This is a genomic window from Segatella hominis, from assembly GCF_004535825.1.
Lineage (GTDB): Bacteria > Bacteroidota > Bacteroidia > Bacteroidales > Bacteroidaceae > Prevotella > Prevotella hominis.
Window position 1 is genome coordinate 1 of the sequence record NZ_SGVY01000099.1, and the last position, 3,189, is coordinate 3,189.

Here is a 3,189-nt window from a genome sequence, read left to right on the forward strand (position 1 = left end):
TCCATAATGGAGCAATGACTTATAGACATGGACACTTATGTGTTCATATCATTAAATTGGCAGAAAATCATGGAAGTGAGTTATCAACAAATTAAAAAGTTAAAGATATGAGTAAAACAAGATTTGTTGCGTTCGCAACACAGAAAGGCGGAATAGGAAAGTCCACCATCACGGCTCTTGTAGCCAACTACTTTCACAATGTCAAGGGTTACAATGTGGCGGTCATAGATTGTGACGAGCCACAATACAACCTTGCCGACCTGCGAGACGAGGAATTGGAACTCATCAAAAGCAGCGACTATTTCAAGGCGCAAGCCTGTGAGCATTTCAAGAAGTTGGGCAAGAAGTCCTTCAGCGTAACGAGAAGCAATGCGGTCAATGCTCTTGATGACGCAGAGACAGTGTTGTTGGAATCTGAGGTTAAACTTGACTTCATCTTCTTTGATATGCCTGGGACAATCAAAAGCGAGGGTGTCATGAAGACCTTGTCACAGATGGATTACATCTTTGTACCCGTCAGCGCAGACCGTTTTGTGGTAGAAAGCGCAATGAGCTTCATGCAGTTGTTCCACGACAACTTTTTGGTACAGGGTTGGTCGGTCACCAAGGAACTTGCCTTTTTCTGGACGATGGTTGACAAACGTGAACGAACGAATTTATATGAAGTGTATGAAGGAATGTTTGCTTCTCTCGGCTATTCACTTCTCAATACACGACTTCCAGACAGCAAGCGTTTCAGAAGAGAACTGTCGGAGAATCGAAAGGCTGTGTTCCGTTCCACCATCTTCCCCGCAGACCCGAATCTGTTGCGAGGAAGTGGCATCAAGGAATTGTCTGACGAAATTTGTGAAATTATAAAAACATAATGCCTATGGTAAGCAGAAAAATTAACACCGATGCAATAGATGAAAGTCTGCTCATTGCCTCTGTTGGCAAGAGCAAGATAGGCACGACAACGGCATCCATCCTTAATGGAGCCTCTCAAAACCAAGTGAGGGATACCGAAGAGAAAGAAGAGGGTGAAAAGAAAAATCCACGTTCACTGATGGATAAGTCTGCAGCCCCACGCAAGCCATCCAAGGTTTCTTCTGAAAGTTATGATGCTGCATTTCTCAAACGAAACGAGATAAAGACTCGTCAATGCGTTTATATCAGTCGTGAGATACACAAGAGAATTTCGAGGATTGTCAGTGTGCTCGCAAAGCATGAGTTGACTGTCGGTGGTTATATCGACCTTATTCTTGAGAAACATCTTGAAGAGAACCAGGAAGAAATTAACGGCTTACTAAGAAAAGAGATAGATGATTGGAATGTGTGACTAAAAAATGAACAACATGACAATGGAAAGTATATTCATGATAGTCTTGGTTGCATTCAATGTCTGGACTATCTATTTTTACAACAAGTTGCTCCTTGAAGTTGCGAACAATAAGGAAGAAGAGGAAAAGCCACCAATCGACCCTATGGCACTCGTTGGCAAAAGCCTTTTCAAAGTGTCCCAACTGCGAAAGAAAGAAGAAACGGTACAGAAGCAAACTGAGTCAGAGCCTGTGTCTGAGAATGACGTGACATTCGAGGATCCACCAAAGAACACGGCAAGGATTCCTGATGAACTACTGGATGATGTGTTTACAAATGTCCGCATAGAAGATGTCGGTGTGAAGTATTCTGACGATGAGGACGATGCCGATGTACCGCAAGCAAAAGGAACAAGTTTTGAGGACATAGATACAGCCGTGAAGACGGTCAAGGCTTCAAAAGCTACGGACAAGGAGAAAAGACATGCAGGAAAGGTCTTCCACGAGATGGATGGTAACCAATTCTATGAGAAATTCATGGAGAACAGCAAGGAGTGCAAGAAAAACATTCATGATTTTGTCACCTTCTACCTGCAAACTCACAAGATAGAAGAAATATCCAAGCCAAAGAAGGAGTTTAAAGTGCCAGATAGCATAGAGGACTTCAATATCCTTGATTTTGTATAACAATAAAATTTAGAGAACAATGGAAAGAAACAGAAAAAGAAAGAATGGTGCGACAAAGGAATACATCAGTATTCAGTCCACAGTGAATGTAACCGTGTCGTCCCAAGCAGAAAAAAGAGTTGGGTATATAGACAAGTTTATGTCCAAAGCCGACTTTACTGCAAGAAATGGTAAGCAAGTCTGCATCAAAGAAGAGACACATGAGCGCATTATGAAGTTTGTGAATGTGGTTGGTAAAGGACAGGCTACTGTAGCAAGTTTCATAGACAACATCATCAACGAGCATTTTGCTATCCATGCTGCCGAAATCAAGGCTGCATTTGATGAGGGACTCAAGGCCTATCGCCTCTAACAATAATAAAAGTACACCAATGAAAAAGAAAGACTACGGCTAAAATCTCAGCTCGCCACTGAATCCACAAGTCGGCATCATGCCGCATGAGTAAACAAAAGTATCAACCGCCAGCCGGGACTATCCAATCCCCAAGGCACAGACAAAAAACGATTTATGAACAAGAAAAACAGAATCATTCTTCTCGCTGCGATGATTTTCGCAGCCGTATCACAGACATTCGCGCAAGGCAACGGACTTGCAGGTATCAACGAAGCAACAAGTATGGTGACCTCCTACTTCGATCCAGGCACGAAGCTCATCTACGCCATCGGTGCCGTGGTGGGTCTCATCGGAGGCATCAAGGTGTATGGCAAGTTCTCGTCTGGCGACCCCGACACGAGCAAGACTGCCGCAAGCTGGTTCGGAGCCTGCATCTTCCTCATCGTGAGCGCAACCATCCTCCGCTCGTTCTTCCTATAATATAATTAAGGTATAAGACTTATGGCTGACTACCCAATCAACAAGGGCATCGGTCATTCGGTTGAGTTCAAGGGACTGAAGGCACAGTACCTCTTCATCTTCGCAGGTGGACTGCTTGCCGTCTTCTTCCTTGTGGTCGTCCTCTATATGGCAGGTGCGGACCAACTGGTCTGCATCGGCTTGGGTCTCACGCTCGGATCATTGCTTGTATGGGGAACATTCCACCTGAACAACAAGTACGGAGAGCATGGACTGATGAAGCTCCTTGCCTCCAAGAGCCATCCACGCTATATCCTCAACCGAAGGAAAACAAACCGAATGTTCAAACATAAAAAGAAAGAAGAATGAGAAATATCAGAAAATCAAGCACCCTTGAAAGCAAGTTCCCGT

General features: G+C 44.0%; 6 protein-coding genes. All 6 read left to right on the top strand.

Annotated features, from left to right (window positions below; translation table 11 throughout):
- The first annotated feature begins 107 nt into the window (after positions 1 to 107).
- The 6 genes from EXN75_RS17025 to EXN75_RS17050 all read left to right on the top strand — a co-directional run bounded on the left by EXN75_RS17025 (position 108) and on the right by EXN75_RS17050 (position 3,147).
- Positions 108 to 866 (top strand): ParA family protein, encoded by a 759-nt coding sequence (locus EXN75_RS17025; protein WP_118236408.1) that lies wholly within the window; start codon positions 108 to 110, stop codon positions 864 to 866.
- A gap of 5 nt (positions 867 to 871) precedes the next feature.
- On the top strand, positions 872 to 1,318 hold the full coding sequence (locus tag EXN75_RS17030) for a DUF3408 domain-containing protein (protein ID WP_118066953.1): 447 nt from the start codon (positions 872 to 874) through the stop codon (positions 1,316 to 1,318).
- A 22-nt stretch (positions 1,319 to 1,340) separates the two neighbouring features.
- Entirely contained in the window at positions 1,341 to 1,985 is a 645-nt protein-coding gene (locus EXN75_RS17035; protein WP_246031459.1) for a hypothetical protein, read from the top strand.
- A 19-nt stretch (positions 1,986 to 2,004) separates the two neighbouring features.
- Positions 2,005 to 2,337 (top strand): DUF3408 domain-containing protein, encoded by a 333-nt coding sequence (locus EXN75_RS17040; RefSeq protein ID WP_106813439.1) that lies wholly within the window; start codon positions 2,005 to 2,007, stop codon positions 2,335 to 2,337.
- Positions 2,338 to 2,493: 156 nt separating this feature from the next.
- Positions 2,494 to 2,799 carry a DUF4134 domain-containing protein gene (locus EXN75_RS17045; protein WP_072542313.1) on the top strand — a complete coding sequence of 102 codons (306 nt, stop codon included), beginning with the start codon at positions 2,494 to 2,496 and terminating at the stop codon, positions 2,797 to 2,799.
- Between the two features lie 21 nt (positions 2,800 to 2,820).
- Positions 2,821 to 3,147: a DUF4133 domain-containing protein gene (locus EXN75_RS17050; RefSeq protein WP_118255670.1), complete on the top strand. Its 327-nt coding sequence runs from the start codon at positions 2,821 to 2,823 to the stop codon at positions 3,145 to 3,147.
- Positions 3,148 to 3,189: the final 42 nt, after the last annotated feature.

What these genes read in the sequence shown, in the direction of transcription:
- EXN75_RS17025 (WP_118236408.1), top strand. Translation starts at nt 108, where the DNA reads ATGAGTAAAACAAGATTTGTTGCGTTCGCAACACAGAAAGGCGGAATA.
- EXN75_RS17045 (WP_072542313.1), top strand. Translation starts at nt 2,494, where the DNA reads ATGAACAAGAAAAACAGAATCATTCTTCTCGCTGCGATGATTTTCGCA.
- EXN75_RS17030 (WP_118066953.1), top strand. Translation starts at nt 872, where the DNA reads ATGGTAAGCAGAAAAATTAACACCGATGCAATAGATGAAAGTCTGCTC.
- EXN75_RS17035 (WP_246031459.1), top strand. Translation starts at nt 1,341, where the DNA reads ATGGAAAGTATATTCATGATAGTCTTGGTTGCATTCAATGTCTGGACT.
- EXN75_RS17050 (WP_118255670.1), top strand. Translation starts at nt 2,821, where the DNA reads ATGGCTGACTACCCAATCAACAAGGGCATCGGTCATTCGGTTGAGTTC.
- EXN75_RS17040 (WP_106813439.1), top strand. Translation starts at nt 2,005, where the DNA reads ATGGAAAGAAACAGAAAAAGAAAGAATGGTGCGACAAAGGAATACATC.